Source organism: Lactobacillus helveticus (genome assembly GCF_046109915.1).
Lineage (GTDB): Bacteria > Bacillota > Bacilli > Lactobacillales > Lactobacillaceae > Lactobacillus > Lactobacillus helveticus.
In genome coordinates this window covers 730,154-747,680 of sequence record NZ_CP151471.1, presented here as the reverse complement: position 1 = coordinate 747,680, position 17,527 = coordinate 730,154, and the positions used below count along the sequence as shown (strand labels likewise).

At 36.4% G+C, this 17,527-nt stretch carries 13 protein-coding genes and 2 pseudogenes; 12 read left to right on the top strand and 3 right to left on the bottom strand.

Features of this window, described 5'->3' with window-relative positions; genetic code table 11:
- The first annotated feature begins 403 nt into the window (after positions 1–403).
- A complete protein-coding gene (gene coaBC, locus AADV52_RS03850) occupies positions 404–1,597 on the top strand; it encodes a bifunctional phosphopantothenoylcysteine decarboxylase/phosphopantothenate--cysteine ligase CoaBC (protein ID WP_014918917.1) in 1,194 nt (397 codons plus the stop codon).
- Positions 1,598–1,737: 140 nt separating this feature from the next.
- Here coaBC and AADV52_RS03845 read toward each other — a convergent pair whose 3' ends face one another.
- On the bottom strand, positions 1,738–2,916 hold the full coding sequence (locus AADV52_RS03845) for an IS256 family transposase (protein WP_014919601.1): 1,179 nt from the start codon (positions 2,914–2,916) through the stop codon (positions 1,738–1,740).
- A gap of 526 nt (positions 2,917–3,442) precedes the next feature.
- Here AADV52_RS03845 and AADV52_RS03840 point away from each other — a divergent pair.
- From AADV52_RS03840 to AADV52_RS03830, 3 genes and pseudogenes are all read left to right on the top strand, one after another.
- The gene (locus AADV52_RS03840) at positions 3,443–4,279 is read left to right on the top strand and encodes an aldo/keto reductase family protein (RefSeq protein WP_014918915.1); all 837 of its coding nucleotides are present in this window, start codon (positions 3,443–3,445) and stop codon (positions 4,277–4,279) included.
- Positions 4,280–4,325: 46 nt separating this feature from the next.
- The gene (yidA, locus tag AADV52_RS03835) at positions 4,326–5,138 is read left to right on the top strand and encodes a sugar-phosphatase (RefSeq protein WP_014918914.1); all 813 of its coding nucleotides are present in this window, start codon (positions 4,326–4,328) and stop codon (positions 5,136–5,138) included.
- Between the two features lie 63 nt (positions 5,139–5,201).
- Positions 5,202–6,154: pseudogene (locus AADV52_RS03830) on the top strand (NAD(P)-dependent oxidoreductase).
- 60 nt (positions 6,155–6,214) lie between these two features.
- On the opposite strand, the gene AADV52_RS03825 reads toward AADV52_RS03830, so the two are convergent.
- Both AADV52_RS03825 and AADV52_RS03820 read right to left on the bottom strand, forming a co-directional pair.
- Positions 6,215–7,600, bottom strand: a complete 1,386-nt coding sequence (locus AADV52_RS03825) for an APC family permease (protein WP_014918913.1) — start codon at positions 7,598–7,600, stop codon at positions 6,215–6,217.
- Between the two features lie 99 nt (positions 7,601–7,699).
- Positions 7,700–8,311, bottom strand: a pseudogene (locus tag AADV52_RS03820) (DedA family protein).
- A gap of 145 nt (positions 8,312–8,456) precedes the next feature.
- On the opposite strand from AADV52_RS03820, the gene uvrC reads away from it, so the two are divergent.
- The 8 genes from uvrC to AADV52_RS03780 all read left to right on the top strand — a co-directional run bounded on the left by uvrC (position 8,457) and on the right by AADV52_RS03780 (position 17,494).
- Positions 8,457–10,259: an excinuclease ABC subunit UvrC gene (uvrC, locus tag AADV52_RS03815; protein WP_014918912.1), complete on the top strand. Its 1,803-nt coding sequence runs from the start codon at positions 8,457–8,459 to the stop codon at positions 10,257–10,259.
- 78 nt (positions 10,260–10,337) lie between these two features.
- Positions 10,338–11,642, top strand: a complete 1,305-nt coding sequence (obgE, locus tag AADV52_RS03810; protein WP_014918911.1) for a GTPase ObgE — start codon at positions 10,338–10,340, stop codon at positions 11,640–11,642.
- A gap of 20 nt (positions 11,643–11,662) precedes the next feature.
- Positions 11,663–13,582: an acyltransferase family protein gene (locus AADV52_RS03805; protein WP_164539732.1), complete on the top strand. Its 1,920-nt coding sequence runs from the start codon at positions 11,663–11,665 to the stop codon at positions 13,580–13,582.
- A gap of 18 nt (positions 13,583–13,600) precedes the next feature.
- Entirely contained in the window at positions 13,601–14,539 is a 939-nt protein-coding gene (rnz, locus tag AADV52_RS03800; RefSeq protein WP_014918909.1) for a ribonuclease Z, read from the top strand.
- A complete protein-coding gene (locus tag AADV52_RS03795) occupies positions 14,536–15,330 on the top strand; it encodes an SDR family NAD(P)-dependent oxidoreductase (protein ID WP_014918908.1) in 795 nt (264 codons plus the stop codon). Before rnz ends, AADV52_RS03795 begins: the two co-directional genes overlap by 4 nt.
- Positions 15,331–15,336: 6 nt before the next feature.
- Positions 15,337–15,588, top strand: coding sequence for a lipopolysaccharide assembly protein LapA domain-containing protein (locus AADV52_RS03790; protein WP_014918907.1), 252 nt, complete (start codon positions 15,337–15,339; stop codon positions 15,586–15,588).
- Positions 15,589–15,689: 101 nt separating this feature from the next.
- Positions 15,690–15,878, top strand: a complete 189-nt coding sequence (gene rpmF, locus AADV52_RS03785; protein ID WP_003547064.1) for a 50S ribosomal protein L32 — start codon at positions 15,690–15,692, stop codon at positions 15,876–15,878.
- Between the two features lie 59 nt (positions 15,879–15,937).
- Positions 15,938–17,494 (top strand): bifunctional metallophosphatase/5'-nucleotidase, encoded by a 1,557-nt coding sequence (locus AADV52_RS03780; protein ID WP_014918906.1) that lies wholly within the window; start codon positions 15,938–15,940, stop codon positions 17,492–17,494.
- The last annotated feature ends 33 nt before the right edge of the window (positions 17,495–17,527 follow it).

The following is a 17,527-nucleotide window of genomic DNA, read 5'->3' as shown; positions in this document are numbered from 1 at the left end:
TTTATATATGACAACCTTTTTATATGAAAATAAAAAAAGAAATGAACCTAATCATTTCTTTGAATGCTCCAAAACCTGGTTTGGATTAATATAGATCGTTTTCTTGGTAGGTAAATCTTTTAATCTTAATTGCGAATAAGGAAGCACTTTATTAATTTGAGGCTTTTTAAGAAAAATCGGTTCGTCAACTACTTTAATTGTTTTAACTTTGGGATATGAAGTTGCTTGTTTATTAAAACTACAGGATGAAAGGGTAATCAATAGTAGACAAGAAACTAACACCTTTATTATAAATCTCACTTTTTTATTTTTTCCTCAAAAATCTAACCCCTATAAACTACTCTACTATTTTCTGGAATGAGATAAAATGAAAACGAATGATTTTAAAAAAGGAACAAGTAAAATGACACGAATAACGGTTTATTTAACAGGTGGAATTGCAGCTTATAAGGCTGTTCAAGTCGTTCGCAATTTAGAAAAACAAGGACATGAAGTTCGAATAATAATGACCAAAAATGCGGAGCATTTTGTAACGACTAATACTTTAGCCGCTTTAACAAAATATCCAGTTTTAGATGATTTATGGGAGAAAGCAAATGAAGCAAGCATCCCTCATGTTCATTTAGCACGCTGGAGTCAATTGGCTTTAATTGTACCTGCTACTGCAAACTTTATTAGCAAAATGGCTAATGGAATTGCAGATGATACAGCCAGTACGACTATTTTGGCAACAAAAGCGCCCAAATTAGTCGTGCCAGCTATGAATGATCAAATGTGGAATAATCCTGCAACCCAGCGTAATATAGCGCTTTTAAAAGGTGATGGTGTTCATGTGATGGAGCCCGTAACTGGAATGCTCGCTGAAGGCTATGCTGCAAAGGGCAGAATGCCTGAACCTGAAGATATTACGGCTTGGGTGCAAGATATTTTGGATGAAAACAGGATCTTGAAAAATAAAACGATGGTAGTGACGGCTGGCGGTACACAAGAAGCAATTGATCCAGTTCGTTTTATTGGTAATCGTTCAAGTGGAAAAATGGGAATTGCTATTGCACAAAAGGCCGCAGAAGCTGGAGCACAGGTAAAACTGATTTATGGTAATGTTACAATTCCTCTTCCTAAGGCAAACAATATTGAATTAATTCATGCATCAAGCAGTGAGGCAATGCTCAAGGCTGTTGAAGATAAATTTCAGCACGCAGATGTTTTAATCATGGCTGCTGCTGTGGCAGATTGGCGAATGGAAAAAGTTGCCGATCACAAGTTAAAGAAGAATTCTGAGCAAGATACGTTATCTTTAACTTTAGTAAAAACTAAAGATATTTTGCATGAAGTTGCTAGTCATAAGAAGGCTAACCAAGTAGTAGTTGGCTTTGCAGCTGAAACAAATGATTTGCTTAAAAATGCAGAAAAGAAGCTAAAAAACAAAGGAGCAGACATGATTGTGGCCAATGACGTTTCAAATAATGTTTTTGGCAATGATCAAGATCAAGTCGTTATTTTGCAAAACAATACAAAGATAGAAAAATGGCCATTGATGACTAAACAGGAAATTGCAGGAGCTTTAATAAAAAAGATAGCTAATAAATTAAAATGATGTTCACATATATATTAATATAAGCAATATAATGTAACATTTTTGTAATATAGCATATCGTATCGTATTTTGATAATTGGAAACTGTCAAATAGTTTGTGTAAATAGATCTTTCTCGTAAATTGATTTTTTAATTTTTTCTTAGTCAAAGTAGGATTCCAATGTATCCTGCACTTGGCCGAAGCCTTTATGGATTCGGTTGAAGTAGCGATCATTGTAGCTTATTGCCTGAATGCCAATGAAAGTATCAAGCGACTGCTCGCTTGGAAACTCTGCTTTGGGCTTTGCCTTGCGTTTAACGACATTGTTAAAGGATTCAATCATGTTGGTGGAATAGATTGAGGGTCTGATCTGTTTGGGATAGTTGTAAAAGACCAATAGATCAGGCTCAATGTCTTTTAGATTCCTAATGACATGATTGTATGCCTTGTTCCATTTGTCATAGAATGCATGAAGAGTTTGTACAGCGGCTGTCTTGTTAGGCTGCCTATGAATCTGCTTGAAATCGTTCATGATTGTCTCACGATCGTCAACACGCACTTTATTGCAAATATTGCGCATGACATGAACCAGGCAGCGCTGAAAATGTGCTTTGGGATAAGTCTTTGCCAGAGCTGTTTTCATGCCGACAACACCGTCAGACAAGAAAAGCTCGACTTGCTTCAAACCCCGCGATCTCATGTTTTGAAGCATTTCAGTCCAAACTTCGACGTTTTCGCTGGGTGCTATGCAGTAGTCGATTACTTCTTTATGGCCATTGGGCCTGATGCCGATGGCAATATAGACGGCTTCACGCTCAAACATTTCTCGGCACAGCGGAAGATACGTTGCGTCAAGATAAACGCAAAAGAACCTGTCGCTAAGCTTGCGTTTGTGATAGGCTTCAACCTTTGGAATCATTTGCTTGGAAATATTTGATACCTGAGCCGGACTGTAATGGCTGCCGTACATCTTTTCAATCAGATCGGCTATTTCTCTGGTAGTGACGCCTTTGGCATAAAGCTTGATAATCATGCTTTCCAGGACGTCCGAGTGCTGCTTGTAGTCAGGCAGAGTGTGCTGATGAAATTCGCCGTTTCTGTCTCTGGGAACCTGAATTTCGATCTGGCCAAACTGCGTATCAACCTTGCGATAATAGATGCCGTTTCTGGAATTGCCAGAGTTCCATCCGCTTTTTGCATAAGGATCATAGCCTAAAAAGGCAGTCAATTCAGCTTCAAGCAATTGATTAACTGCAGTTTGAATTTCCTTGCGCAAAAAATCATTAACTTTGTCTTGATTGAATAGTGCTTGAGCCATATTTTTGGTAAAATCATTCATGAAGGAGTTCTTCTTTCTGTATGTTGTTTTTTTGTTCAATCCAATCATACGAGAAAGGAACTCCTTTTTCTAATGTTTTCAGAAATTAATTTAAGGAATCATTCATCCTTACACAAACTATTTTACGGTCTCGATAATTGATTCTAACATTAAGCCTTTTGCCAATAAAAATAACAACTTAATTTACTTATTTGTTTTAATGTGAATAAATAGTATCATAAGTTGTGGGAATTAAGAGACTGAAGAGAAAGAGTTGATGAAACGTAAATCGACCCTTTCTTTTTTATAACTATATTTGTATATATTATATACTTAAGCTTAACTGCAATTAAAGCTGAAATAGTGGCTTTATATCAGGACTTAAGCTGCAGAAAAGATGTCGAAAGCAATACAAAATTTAAAATATATGTATAGGATTTAAATGAACTTTGATGTATGCTAATCATAGCATGCGGCTAATAATGCTATTCATGTATTGATTTTTTAAGTAGAGATATCTTAAATTAAGGTATAGAGGTGTGAAAGTGTGAAATTCGCAAAAACTTTGACGCTTAATAACGGAGTAGAAATTCCCCGGATTCAATTAGGAACTTGGCTAAGCAATAATGATGATGTTAGAAAAGTAGTCTGCCAAGCAATTGGCGTTGGCTACCGTTCCTTTGATACTGCCAAAGACTACGGCAATGAAAAGGGAGTCGGTAAAGGTATTTGGAACTCCGATATTGAACGTAGTGATATATTTTTAACAACCAAATTGCCAACCGCAGTTAAAGACTATGAAGGTACTAAAGAGGCAATTGATGATGCCTTAGACCGTTTTAGTCTAGAGTATATTGATTTATTGTTGATTCATTCACCGCAACCTTGGATTGAAGTGAACCGGACTGATGATCGCCATTTTGAAGGAAATCTGGAGAATTGGCGTGCAATGGAAGAAGCTGTAAAGTCAGGTAAGGTTAGGGCAATTGGTGTATCTAATTTCTTGCAAGAAGATGTGGCAAATATTGTCGATAATGGGACGATAAAGCCTGCAGTTAATCAGATTGAAGTACACATTGATAAAGTACCAATGGATCTAATGAACTATTGCAAGAGTTTAGGTATTCAGATTGAAGCTTATTCGCCATTAGCTCATGGCCGATTGCTTAAAGATCCAAAGATAAATGAATACGCCAATAAATATAATGTAAGTCCAGCTCAATTAATGTTAACCTTTGATTTGCAACTGAGATGCATTGTATTGCCTAAGAGTGATAATATTGCGGAAATGAAAGAAAATTTACACATTGATTTTAGAATCAATGATGAAGATATGAAGAAGTTGATCAAGCTTAAAGAGCGTGATCAAAATGTAGCTGTTTAATAAGTATCGCGTTTAAGCGATACTTATTTATTTTTGAGAAAGAAAAATGAGCAAAATAAAATTAATAGCAATTGATATTGATGGCACCTTAGTAAATTCTAAAAAAGAAATAACACCAGCAGTAAAAGAGGCAGTTTTGGCTGCAAGAGAGCGCGGAATACAGATAGTTATTTGTACAGGGCGTCCTCTGTCTGGTGCGCAGCGTTATCTTGATGAGTTAGGCTTAAATTGTCAGGATAATGAGTACGTAGTAAGCTTCAATGGAGCGGTAGTTGAATCGACAAATGGTCAAGTTATTTTCAAGCAAGGTTTGAAATATGAAGACTATATTGATCTTGAAGCGATCGCTCGCAAATTGAATTTGCATTTTCATAGCGTGAGTCTAGATCGAATTTATACAGCTAATCGCAATCTAGGACACTATACGATCTATAATTCACGGGTGGTAAAATTAGAAGTCTCTTATCGAACTCAAGAAGAGATGCGACATATTCCGATTATTAAGTGTATGTATATTGATGATCCAGATTATTTAAATAGCAAAATTACTAGTCCGTTATTTCAACAGATGAAAGACAGAGTAGTTTTTTTTAAAACTGAACCTTTTTATTATGAAGCTACTGCAGCTGGAGTTGATAAAGGAACTGGATTAGAAAGACTGTGCAATTATTTGAAAATCGCTCCAGAAAATGTTATGGGTTTAGGTGATCAAGAAAATGATGCACCGATGCTGGAATATGCTGGAATAGGTGTGGCAATGGGGAATGCTGTAGATTACACTAAGAAGCATGCCGATGCAGTAACAGCAGATTGTGATCATGATGGCGTCGCTGTAGCTATTAATAAATTTGCAAAATAGATGTTAATTTAAAGCAATTAGTGGTATCTTGACTTAAGAAATATTAAATAGAGGTTAATAAAGATGAGTAAAGCAAAAGTTTTAGTTTTAGGCGGTTTGAGAGACGACGCCTTAACAGAATTAAAAGAAGTATGTGATATAACTGTTGGACCTGTTGGACATCGCCCAGATGATGATCGTCAATGGGTTTAGATCATATTGCTGCATATGATGGCGTAATTGTGGCTAAGATGATCTTTGATAAGCAAATGATTGATGCTGCCAAGAATTTGAAAATTATTTCTACTTATGGTGTTGGCTTTGATCATGTTGATACAGAATATGCTAAGGAAAAGGGAATTGTAGTTTCAAATTGTCCTGAAAGCGTTTTGCGTCCAACAGCCGAATTGGCTTTAACAATGATCTTAGCTTCGGCACATCGTCTTCGTTATTATGACCATACTTTGCGTGAAGGCGTATTTTTGAATGCTGATGAATATGATAATCAAGGCTATTCAATTGAAGGCAAAACTTTAGGTATTTTAGGCATGGGCAGAATTGGTCAACAAGTTGCACGTTTTGCTAAAGCTTTAGGAATGAAGATTATCTATCATAATCGCCATCAACTTGATGAAAAACTTGAAGCTAAGTATGTTGATTTTGCTGATTTGATCAAGAATGCAGATTTCTTAAGTTTGCATGCTCCTTTAACCGATGAAACTTACCACATTATTAATGCTGATGCGTTTAAACAAATGAAGGATACTGCATTTTTAATTAATGTAGCTCGTGGTTCTTTAGTTGATAGCGATGCATTGATTTCAGCTTTAAAGAATGATGAGATTGCTGGTGCAGCGTTAGACGTGTTTGAAAATGAACCACATCCTAGACAAGAATTAGTGGAGATGGATAATGTGATTATGACTCCACATGTAGGCTCAGCTACACATGTTGCTAGATATAATTTATCTAAAGAAGCAGCTAACAATGTTTTGTCCTTCTTCAAGGATGGTAAGGCTATTAATCAAATTAATTAGAGGCAAAAATAAAAAAGCAATTGCAAAATTGCTTTTTTATTTTACATAATTTTTGGTATGTTAGTCATGGTCAAGCTGACTGTGATGGTAGCCATAAACGAAGTAAATCACACTACCGATTACGAGCCAAATGATTGCCATTAGATAAACTTCGGAACTTAGGTGACAAAGCATAAAGATACAGATTAAACCAGAAATAATTGGCAAATATGGATACCCTGGAACCTTAAAGCCATCGTTGGTAATGTCTGTTCTTTTTCTTAGTTTTAAAATACCAAATGATACTAAGGTAAAGGCAAAAAGTGTGCCGAAATTTACTAAGTTGGCTAATTGATCAACTGAGAAAAATGCGGCTCCTGAAGCAATAATAATGGTTACAACTATTAAGGCATTTTGAGGAGAATTATGCTTTTTATCTAACTTACTAAAAGCTGTAGGAAGCAAGCCGTCTCTTGCCATGGCATAAATTAAACGAGAACTTGAATAAATCATCGTCAGCATCATTGTAGCCATTCCTAGCATTGCCCCAAATGAGAGCAGTTCTGCTACCCAATTTTGGTGAACGTATTGCAAGGCGAATGCAACTGGATTAGATACATTAAGCTTGGTATAGTTGACCATCCCTGTTAAAACTATTGAAACACCAAAGTAAAGCAGAGCTGCAATTGCTAAAGTACCGATAATTCCTAATGGCATATTTTTCTTAGGATTTTTAACTTCGGCAGCAGAAGATGAAACTACATCGAATCCAAGGAAAGCAAAGAAGACTGTAGTAGCACCCTTGATTACGCCTGAGAAATGATATGGCAAAAATGGATGATAATTGGCTGGTTTAATGAAGTATAAACCGGCAAAGATGAAAATTAAAATGATAGCTATTTTAATAAAAACGGCTACGATGTTGATTTTGATAGAATTTTTCATCCCGCGAGAAAGCAGGATGCTAATTAGTAAAATTATTAAGACTGAAACTAAGTCAAAGTAAACCCCATGAGAAAGATTCATTGGCCCAGAAACAGCATGTGGAATTTTCAACCCGAATGGACTTATGAAGGAGCTGAAATAAGAGGACCAGCCAGCAGCTACCGTTGCTACCGAAAGCATGTATTCTAGAATTAAGGCCCAGCCGATAATCCAGCCAGTGAATTCGCCGTACACAATATTACCGTATGAATAAGCACTCCCGGCTACTGGAATGGCTGAAGCAAATTCGGCATAGCACATTCCAGCCAGCGCACAAACTATGGCGGCTACTACAAATGATAGACTTACCCCGGGTCCTGCAAGAGTAGCAGCTACTGTCCCTGGTAAAATGAAGATCCCAGTACCAATTACAGCACCAACACCGAGGGACATTAAATCTACCGCATTAATTGTCTTAGCAAATTTGATATCTTTGCCAAGATAATTTTGAATGCTTTGTTTCCTAAAAATGTTAAATCCCATTACATCATCCCTTAAAATAGAGTTAGATTAATTTTACATTATCTTTTTAATTTTTTGAAGAAGAAAAAGCCCTATTCATGTGAAATAGGACTTTTTATGTTAGTTTTTAATTTTTTGTTTGTACCATCTGAAGGAGAAGAAGATCATTGTAATTAGAATTAGGCCAGCAATAATCAAAGAGTATTCTTCAAAAATAGTAACTATTACATGCCATTTTTCTCCCATGTAAGAACCCAACGCTACTAGAATTGTGTTCCAAACTAAGCTCCCTAAAGTAGTGTAAATTAAGAACTTAGACATTTTTACTTTTGCAGTTCCAGCAGGAATTGAAATTAAGCTTCATACGACAGGGATGCAGCGCCCATAGAAAATAGCGCCTGTGCCGTACTTATCAAACCAATTGATTGCCTTTTGTACATCGCCTCTTTTAAAGCTAAGCATTTTAAAAGCTTTATGATCTAAGATGCGTTCTAAGCGTTCTTCATTTAAGAACCAGCCGATACCGTATAAAATTAAAGCTCCAAGGACTGCGCCAATAGTAGAAGCAATAACCGTTCCTACAACCGTCATTTGGGAGTGGTGTGTGGCAAACCCTGCAAAAGATAAAATGACTTCTGAAGGGATAGGTGGAAAGACATTTTCGATGGCAATTAAAAAACTGATGGCCATGTAGCTAAATTGGTTAATTAAGTCAAAAACAAAATTAGTCATCTTGTATCCTCTATGTTTCTATATCAATGTAAACTCAATTTAGCAAATTTTTATTTAAATAGCTATAACTTATAAGCAAAGTTAATATCTTCTTAAAAAAGCTGTGGTAAACTATTACATACGAATTTTGTTAGGATGAGAATAAATGGCAACACAATTAATTGAAAATAAATTAAAACTTTTGCCAGGAAAACCGGGTTGTTATTTGATGAAAGATATTAATGGTACGGTTATTTATGTGGGCAAATCCAAGAATTTAAAAAATAGAGTACGTTCTTATTTTAAGAGTAAGCAAGTAGGACGCAGAGCAGAACTTGTTCGTGAAATCAGAGATTACGATATCATTACTGTTTCTACAGACAAGGAAGCCTTTCTATTAGAAATCACTTTAATCAAGAAATATCAACCATATTATAATGTACAATTAAAGCAGGGAACTGGTTATCCATATATTGAAATTACGCGTGAACATGATCCACAGACACGATTAACTAGTATTGTGCGCAAAGACGGAGGCTATTATTTTGGCCCTTATCCCAATGTCTATGCGGCACAAGCTACCTTAAAGTTTATTCAAAAAGTTTTTCCGTTGAGACGCTGTCACGGTTATCAAGGACGACCATGTCTTTATTATCATATGGGGCAATGCCTTGGTGCATGTTTTAAAAAGGTGCCTCAAAAGGAATATGACGAACAGATTAAAAAGATTAAACGCTTTTTGAATGGGGATATTGGTGCAGTCAAGCAAGATTTAACTCAAAAAATGGAGCAAGCTTCTGAGCAGCTTGAGTTTGAACGAGCAGCTGAAATACGCGATCAATTGAAGTACATTGAAGAAACCGTTGAAAAGCAAAAAATCATTTCTAATGACAATACGCAGCGTGACATCTTTAACTATTACGTTGATAAATCTTGGATCTCTATTCAGATCTTCTTCTTGCGTCAGGCTAAATTGTTGCGGCGTGAGACACGGATGTTTCCGTTGACCGATACCACTGACCCAGAAGATGCATTTACTTCTTTCATTGTGCAATTCTATGGTCAAAAAAACCGTGTTCTTCCAAAAGAAGTATTGATTCCAGCTGGATTTGATAATGATACGTTAGCTGAGGTTTTAACAGTCCCAGTTAGAACGCCTCAACGCGGTCAAAAGAAATCACTGCTTGATATGGCTAAAGACAATGCCAAGTTAAAATTAGATAATAAATTTAGATTATTAGAAGTAGGCAATCGAAAAACCAAGGGTGCACAAAAAGAAATTTTTGATGCGTTGGGCTTGCCATATGGTCACATTATTGAAAGTTTTGACCACTCCCATATTCAAGGTGCGGATCCTGTCTCTGCTTTAGTAGTGTTCAAAGATGGAGAACCTGATAAAACAGCTTATCGTAAATATAAGTTAAAAGGCGAAGTAGAGCATCAAAACGGTGGCGATGAAGTCCGCAATACTCGTGAAGTAGTTCGCCGCCGCTATGGACGTTTGCTGCGAGAACATAAGAAAATGCCAGATTTGATTTTAATGGATGGTGGTCAAATTCAGGTGGATGCCTGTGAAGATGTTTTGCGAAACGAGCTTAATTTGAATATTCCAGTAGCCGGAATGGTTAAGGATGATAAACACCGGACTAATCACTTATTATTTGGTGATCCTATTAATGGCGTGCCATTGAAATTGATCCCATTAAATCCTAAGTCTGAAGGCTTTTATTTAATGACAAGAATTCAGGATGAAGTTCACCGGTTTGCAATTACTTTTCACCGCAGAAGACATGCTAAAAATGCTTTAGCTAGTCGGTTAGATTCAATTAAAGGCATTGGTCCTAAGAGTCGGAATAAGTTATTGCGCAAGTTTGGCTCATTGAAGAAGATTAAAGAAGCTTCAGTAGATGATTTACGTGCGGCAGGGTTGACATTGCCCCAAGCACAAACTGTAAAATTAATGTTGTAAAACCTAGAATTCGCGCTGTAGAGCGTGTTTGTGTGGTATAGTATAAAAGTTAGATTGAGACGGAAGGAAGAGATATACATGCCTACATTTGTTGATCAGACTAAAATTGAAGTCCAAGCCGGAAAAGGCGGCGATGGCATGGTGGCTTTCCGCCATGAAAAATATGTTCCAAATGGCGGACCAGCAGGCGGTGATGGTGGCCGCGGCGGCAGCATTATTTTTGTCGCAGATAGTGGTTTGCGTACTTTAATGGATTTTCGTTATCGGCGCAAGTTTAAAGCTGATAGTGGTGAAAACGGCCGAATAAAGTCCCAATATGGTCGTGCAGCTAAGGATTTATATTTAAAGGTACCAGTAGGTACAACAGTATATGATTTTAATACTGGTGAATTGATTGGCGACCTAGTTGAAAAAGGCCAAGAATTAGTAGTTGCTAAAGGTGGTCGCGGGGGCCGTGGCAATATCCACTTTGCTACCAGTGTAAATACCGCTCCTGAAATTGCTGAAAATGGTGAACCTGGCGAAGACAGAGTTTTACGTCTTGAGTTAAAACTTTTGGCTGATGTCGGTTTAGTAGGATTTCCATCAGTAGGGAAGTCTACTTTGCTATCAGTAACTACTAAAGCTAAACCAAAGATCGCAGCTTATGAATTTACTACTTTAACCCCTAACTTGGGCATGGTGATTTTGCCAGACGGTCGTGATTTCTCAATGGCTGATTTACCAGGTTTAATTGAAGGAGCTAGCCAAGGGGTAGGTCTTGGTATTCAATTTTTGCGTCACGTTGAAAGAACTAAGGTAATTTTACACTTGGTTTCAATGGATCCTAATAATGGTCGTGAAGCAATCGAAGACTATCACACTATTAAAAATGAACTTAAAAATTACGAAACAGACTTATCTAAAAAGCGGGAATTAATTGTTGCTTCTCAAATGGATATTTCAGGAGCAGAAGAAAAATTGGCTGCATTTAAGAAAGCCTTAAAAGAAGAAGGCAACAATGAGCCTGTTTATGAGATCTCCAGCGTAACTCATAAAGGTGTAAGCAAACTTATGAATGATACTGCAACTCTTGTAGAAGAAGTAGAAAAAGAGCGTGCAGAAGAAGAACCTAAGATTGTTCAAAAGACCAAGGAATACAAGTACAAAGCACCACAAAAGAATGAGTTTACTGTTGAAAAGGTTGGAGAACACGAATTTGTCGTTAAGGGCGAACAGTTGGAAAGATTAGTTCAAATGACAAACTTAGATCACCAAGATGGAATTATGCGTTTGGCAAGACGTCTTAAGAGATTGGGCGTTGATGATGCATTGCGTGAAAAGGGAGCAGTCAATGGTGATGATGTTGCAATCGGCAAATTTGTCTTTGAATTCGTGCAATAGCAATAAGGGTAGAGATGAATATGAGAAGAAATCGGTTTATTACAGGATATTCTGGACTTAGAGCATTAGCAGTTATAGGAGTAATACTTTATCACTTCGATCCTAATTCTTTTATCGGCGGGTATCTGGGAGTGCCGATTTTTTTCGTTCTATCAGGCTATTTGGTAATGGATCATATGCTGAATTCATATGATCAGACGGGTACTTATAACAATCGCCGATTTTATTTAAACAGAATTAAGAGACTTTATCCGCAATTGATTGCAGTTTTATGGATAAGTGCGACTTATATTTTCCTTTTTCAAAGGAATTTGCTTGCCAAATTAAATCAGATTGTTTTTGCTAATTTGCTCAATGTATTTAATTTTTGGCAGATTAATAATGGTCAAAGCTATTTCGAACGTTTTGCCAATAATGAATCTCCATTTACAAACTTATGGACGATGTCTATTGAAGGGCAGTTTTACATAGTATGGCCCTTAGTTATCTTTTTATTGGTTAAATTAGTCAAAAAGAAGAAAAGAATTTTTTACTTTTTGATAGCTGTCTCTCTTCTGTCAGCAATCGAAATGGCAATTTTGTATTTGACGAAGGCTGACATTAACAGAATTTACTATGGAACTGACACTCGCTTTTTCTCATTAGGTTTAGGTGCCGCTCTGGCTGTTATCTGGCCGATAGAAGAGCTAAATCCGGAAGTGCCTAAGCAAGATCGAATCCTGTTAGATGTGATTGGTCTGGTTTCATTTATTTTGCTGCTAGTAATGTATTTTGCTAAGGCAATGAATCCGCAACAAGCATTTGCGTACTGTGGAGGGATGTTGCTGTTTTCATTAATTGTCTGCATCTTTACCGGTGTAATTGCCCATCCAGGCAGTCATTGGAATCAAATCATGACTAACAAACTTTTTGATTGGATTGGTTCAAGAAGTTATGGTATTTATCTTTACCAATTCCCAATAATGATTTTCTTTGAATCTAAAATTAACAATTTAGGCGATCATCCTATTTTATATCGAGTAATTGAATTGGTTTTGATTTTAGTCATTAGCGAAGTTACTTATCGTTTGATTGAAAGACCAATGAGCAAGATTACTTGGAAGAAAACTAAGCAATACTTTGGTCATGTTTTTGATATGCAAGCTAAAAACTACGTAAAGAAAATTCAAGCAGTTTTAGCAGCATTTGTATTGATATTTGGCAGTGTGGCAATTGCCATTTCTCCACATGTTAAGGCAGAAGATTTTAACAAGAGTCAATTAGCTCAAAGAATAAATCGTAACGCTAAAAAACAAAAATCGGATAACGCCAAGTTAATTGAAAAGCTGAAAAAACAGAAAAAGCAAAAAGAAAACGACTCGAAGATTATCAAAGAAGCGGCTAAGAAGGCGAAAAGCAATCCGGTTAACCAATCATATGTTAAGTATGGTATTTCTCAACTCGATTTGGAATTAGCACAAAAAGTGCAAGTAACTGCGATTGGAGATTCTGTCATGGCTGGCTCAAGCAATGATCTTAAGCAGCTGATGCCTAAAGCCTTGATTGATGCAGCGGTATCTCGTCAATTAAATGTTGCCTTTGGCTTGCTAGATAATTATAAGAGACAAGGTGTTTTGGCGGATAATGTATTGATTGGCTTAGGTACTAATGGACCATTTTCAATGGACGATTTGAATAGAATTATGCAAGAGGTTGGTCCTAAGAGAAAGGTGTTTTGGATCAATGTGCATGTTCCAACACGTGATTGGCAAAGACCTGTAAATGATTTGCTAAAACAAGGTGCAAAACGCTATCATAATTTTATAATTATTGACTGGTATTCATATTCAAAGGATCATCCTAAGTGGTTTTATGATGACCACACTCATCCTAATATTACGGGTTCTAAATATTACAGTGCTTTTATTACTAAGACAATCATTAAACATTCAAAATTTTAAGTTTAGAATAGGATTTTCATGGAATTACAATTTTTAGGCACGGGAGCAGGACAGCCTTCCAAACAGCGTAATGTTTCAAGTGTCGCGCTTAAGTTACTAGATGAACTAAATGAAATTTGGCTATTTGATGTCGGAGAAGCTACACAGCACCAAATTCTGAGAACAAATATTAGATTGCGAAAAGTTACTAAAATTTTTATTTCACACAATCATGGCGATCATATTTTTGGCTTGCCGGGACTTCTTTCAACTAGATCTTTTCAAGGGGATGTAGGTCCATTAACAATTTATGGCCCTCCTGGTATTGAACAATTTGTCAAAGTTTCATTAAAAGTATCCAGAACTAAAGTGTCATATCCAATTAAATTTGTGGAATTGACTAAGCCAGGTTTGATTTGTGAAGACAAGGGCTTTCGCGTTTATACTGATCGATTAGACCATAGAATACCTAGCTTTGGATTTAGAGTAGTTGAAGATTCTCATCCCGGCGAACTTTTAATTGATAAGTTAGCAAAGTATAATATTCCTAACGGCCCACTTCTTGGTCAATTAAAACGAGGTGAGCAGGTTACTTTAGCTGATGGAACAGTTTTAAACGGTAAAGACTTTTTAGGTGCTGAAAAGCCTGGCAGAATCGTGACTATTATTTATGATACTCGCTCAACACCAAGCATTGCTCGCTTAGCCAAAGATGCAGATGTTTTGGTTCATGAATCAACTTTTGCTGGAGATGAAGCTAAGATGGCACATAATTATTACCATTCAACTTCTGTTCAAGCAGCTAAAATTGCTAAGCAGGAAAATGTTAAAAAATTATGTTTAAGTCATATTTCTGCTCGTTATATGGGAAATAAAGCTAAGAAACTCGAAAGTCAAGCTAAAAAAGTTTTCCCTAATACAATATTAGTTAATGATTTTGATCAAATTAATATTCCAATGAAAGGTTCAGAAAAATGAAAGATTCATTAAGAAATAAAGTTGTTATTGTTACTGGTGCTTCTAGTGGTATTGGTCGCTCAATTGTACTTGAAAGTGCGGGCCGTGGTGCTACTGTGATTTTAATAGCAAGAAGAAAAGATCGACTAGATGAAATTGCTGCTGAAGCCAGAGAATTATCTGGAGCTGAAGCATATGTATTCCCAACTGATATGGGCAAGCCAGAAGAAATTGAAATTACTTTTGATGAAATTACTAAACAAGTAAAGCATATTGACTTCTTGGTTAACTGTGCCGGTTTTGGTAAATTTGAGGAATTCATGCATCAAAAGATGCAAGACGTTACTAACATGTTCCAAGTTAATGTTTTAGGTTTGATGTATTTCACTAGACTAGTTGGCCGCGTAATGATGGAACAAAAGAACGGTCAAATTATTAACTTTGGTTCAATTGCAGGCAAGGTCCCAACCACTAAATCAGCTGCTTACAGCGCCTCAAAAGCTGCAGTTATTCAATTCTCAAATGTATTGCGTCTAGAATTGATGCCATTTGGCGTTAAGGTGATGACTGTTAACCCTGGTCCTGTTTATACTAATTTCTTTAATGTGGCTGATAAGACAGAAAATTATGTAGAAAACGTGCAAGAATTTATGCTTGATCCAGATGATGTAGCTTGGCAAGTTGTTCATTTCTTCGGCAGTGATAAACGTGAGCTTAATTTGCCATTGAGCTTAGCTGTATTAGCAAAACTTTATAACTTGTTCCCATCAATTGGAGATATGCTTTCTTTAAAATTTGCTTCTAGAAAGTAATTGGAAATGGAAAAAGAAAAAAATCTAATTATAGGTTCAATTATCACTTTAATTGCGGTGATTTTTGTTGTTTTAAATACTTCACCGGTAGCAATTAATTTCGGCTTTTTTAAGGTTAAATTACCGTTAATTGTTATTTTGGCAGTAATGGTAATTATCGGTATGATTATTGCTTGGTTTTTCGGCCGTGATAAAAAAGAAAAAGATGAGCAACATTTTGGTTTAATTTTGAATAAAAACAAGAAGAACCAAGAATAGATCTTGATTTATTCTTAATTGAATAGTATTATTGAATCACGTGAGTAATTCAGGGTTAAATAATCCTGAAGCTTAAGACTACAATAAAGGAGATCAATTAAATGGCAGTTCCTGCAAGACATACTTCTAAACAAAAGAAACGTTCACGTCGTGGTCATATTAAGTTGAGTGTTCCAGCAATGCACTATGATGCAACTACTGGTGAATACCGCTTAAGCCACCGTGTTTCACCAAAGGGTTATTACAAGGGTCGTCAAGTTGTAAACAACAACGATAACGGCAATAACTAATTAAAAGGCACCTGGAATGATGGTGTCTTTTTTTATGCCTAAGAAAAGGAAAATGAAAGATGAAATTAGTATTTTTGCATTCAAGTGATACTCATGGCTTTTTATTGCCAACTGATTATCAAAACAAAACTGATTATAATGCACCTTTTAGTTTAAGTAGAGTTAGCTCAGTAATTAAGGCTGAGAAGAAGAAATACGGTGATAATAATGTCGTCGTCACTGATGCGGGAGACTGCCTTCAAGGTTCTCCACTAGCTTCATATGCCCATTCTACGGGTGATTATAGTGACTTGTGCAAGTTCACCGAAGCATATAATGCAGTAGGTTATGATGCACGTTGCTTGGGTAATCATGACTTTAATTTTGGATTAGACTACTTAAGCTATTACGTTGATAATAACAAGGCTCCAATTATTAATGACAATGTTTTGGATGCTGAAACTGAAGTGCCATTTTTTGGTCGTGAATATGTCATCATTAAAAGAAACGGCTTAAAAATTGGTATTTTGGGTATTACTACACAATACATTCCGCATTGGGAGCCTAAAGAAAATGTTGCAGGTCTAAAATTTGCTTCGGCATATGAGAAGATTAAGCATTATGCTAAAATTTTGCGCCCTCAAGTAGATATTCTAGCCGTAATGTATCATGGCGGCTTTGAAAGTGATCCAGAAACAGGAAAGGCTACTGAACCACATCGTGGTGAAAATGAAGGATACAAGATTTTAACTGAAATTCCTGAAGTTGATGTTTTCTTAACTGGCCATCAGCACCGTCGCTTGAATTTGGTTACTAAAAATACTGCAATTGTTCAACCTGGTTATCGTGGTGAAGCTGTTGCAGAAGTCATTGTTGAAGTTGATGATAATACTAAAAAGATCACCAATATGACGACTAAGCTGATTGATACTAAGGATTGTGCTCCAGATCCTGCTGTAGTCGAAAAAATCGCTGATTTAGACAAGAGAACTCAAGAATGGTTGGATAAGCCTATAGCTCATTTAAATAAGCCTGCACGGATTGAAAATGCCATGAAGGGCCGAATTGAAGGTGCACCTTTCATTAACCTGATTCAACAAATGCAATTATGGTTTACTAAGGCAGATGTTTCTGCTACGGCTGTCATGAGTGAAACTGCTAATGGCTTTAATGAAACAGTTACTATGTGTGATGTTTTGTTAAATTATCCATATGCTAACCAGCTTTGCCGAGTTAAGCTGACTGGTAAAGAGTTGCGTCATATTATTGAACACAGCGTCGGCTTTTTGAAGAAAGATAAAGATGGCAAGATTGGCTTCATCGATCGCTGGATTAAGCCTAAGCCAATGCTTTATCATTTTGATGTCTTTTATCCAGTTGAATATGAAGCTGATTTATCTAAGCCAGAGGGTGAACGTTTAACTAAGCTTACTTTGCATGGCAAGCCAATTGAAGATGACAAGGTTTATCATTTGGCTGTTAACAATTATCGTGCAATGGGTGGCGGATTCTATCCAGAATATAGCATGGATAAAATCGAAACAACGCTAGATAAGGATTATGTTCAGATGTTCAGCGAATATTTGACTCATGGCGATGTTCAAGTAGATACTAATAAAAACTACAAATTCTATTAATTAAGAAAAAAACACGTGAGAACTATGAATTCT

Coding starts and splice junctions, on each gene's coding strand:
- obgE (WP_014918911.1), top strand. CDS start 10,338: ATGCCTACATTTGTTGATCAGACTAAAATTGAAGTCCAAGCCGGAAAA.
- AADV52_RS03790 (WP_014918907.1), top strand. CDS start 15,337: ATGGAAAAAGAAAAAAATCTAATTATAGGTTCAATTATCACTTTAATT.
- rpmF (WP_003547064.1), top strand. CDS start 15,690: ATGGCAGTTCCTGCAAGACATACTTCTAAACAAAAGAAACGTTCACGT.
- AADV52_RS03825 (WP_014918913.1), bottom strand. CDS start 7,600: ATGGGATTTAACATTTTTAGGAAACAAAGCATTCAAAATTATCTTGGC.
- AADV52_RS03845 (WP_014919601.1), bottom strand. CDS start 2,916: ATGAATGATTTTACCAAAAATATGGCTCAAGCACTATTCAATCAAGAC.
- uvrC (WP_014918912.1), top strand. CDS start 8,457: ATGGCAACACAATTAATTGAAAATAAATTAAAACTTTTGCCAGGAAAA.
- AADV52_RS03795 (WP_014918908.1), top strand. CDS start 14,536: ATGAAAGATTCATTAAGAAATAAAGTTGTTATTGTTACTGGTGCTTCT.
- AADV52_RS03805 (WP_164539732.1), top strand. CDS start 11,663: ATGAGAAGAAATCGGTTTATTACAGGATATTCTGGACTTAGAGCATTA.
- yidA (WP_014918914.1), top strand. CDS start 4,326: ATGAGCAAAATAAAATTAATAGCAATTGATATTGATGGCACCTTAGTA.
- coaBC (WP_014918917.1), top strand. CDS start 404: ATGACACGAATAACGGTTTATTTAACAGGTGGAATTGCAGCTTATAAG.
- rnz (WP_014918909.1), top strand. CDS start 13,601: ATGGAATTACAATTTTTAGGCACGGGAGCAGGACAGCCTTCCAAACAG.
- AADV52_RS03780 (WP_014918906.1), top strand. CDS start 15,938: ATGAAATTAGTATTTTTGCATTCAAGTGATACTCATGGCTTTTTATTG.